This is a genomic window from Acidovorax sp. Root217 (assembly GCF_001428645.1).
Classification (GTDB): domain Bacteria; phylum Pseudomonadota; class Gammaproteobacteria; order Burkholderiales; family Burkholderiaceae_C; genus Acidovorax.
The window spans coordinates 1-670 of sequence record NZ_LMIH01000022.1 but is presented as its reverse complement, the minus strand read 5'-3'; the positions used below and the strand labels follow the sequence as shown (position 1 = coordinate 670).

The window sequence follows — 670 nt, the reverse complement described above, 5'->3', positions numbered from 1 at the left end:
GGTGATGACGCTGTTCCAGTCATCGGCAGCAGCGATGTTGTAGGTGGTGGCGCTGCTGGCCGAAGAAGTCCCGTTCTTGTTGAGCAACGAGGCGACGCCGGCGATGTCTGCGCCCGTGAGGGTGACGGTGAAGCTGGTGGCCGAGGTGACCTCCACATTGCCGGAGGTGGACAGGGTGCGCGTGGCACCGCCTTCGCCAGTGATGGTCAGGGTGGACACCGTGACGTCGTTGGTGGCGCCGATGGTCTTGACCAGGCCGGTGCCGGTGACCACCAGGGTGTTGGTGGTGCCGTCGTAGGTGGCTGAGGTGACGGTGGGGGCGGCCACGTTGGAGACGGTGACCGCATTGCCCGTGAGGTCTGCACCCGAGGTGGTGGTCGCATCCCAACTGGCCGCAGCGGCCAGATTGAACACCGTGGTGTCCACGGCAGAGGTGCCGTTGGTGTTCAGGATGCCGTTGATGGCCAGCTTGTCGGCGGCGTTCAGCGTGACCGCGAAGGCCGTGGAGCTGCTGGCCGTGACGTTGGCGGTAGTCAGCGTGTAGCTGCCGGCCTGGCCCGTGACGCTGAGCTTGCTCACATCGATGGTGTCGCCACCGACGATGTTCACGGCCGAGACCGAGAGGATGCCGGTGGCGGCATCGTAGGTGGACGAGAGGATGCTCGGGGCG

Annotated in this window: 1 protein-coding gene; it reads right to left on the bottom strand. The window is 66.0% G+C overall.

The window, feature by feature from the left end; translation table 11 throughout:
- Nucleotides 1-670 (bottom strand): hypothetical protein (locus tag ASE31_RS32120; protein WP_200961139.1); only part of this gene is annotated, 670 nt, incomplete at both ends.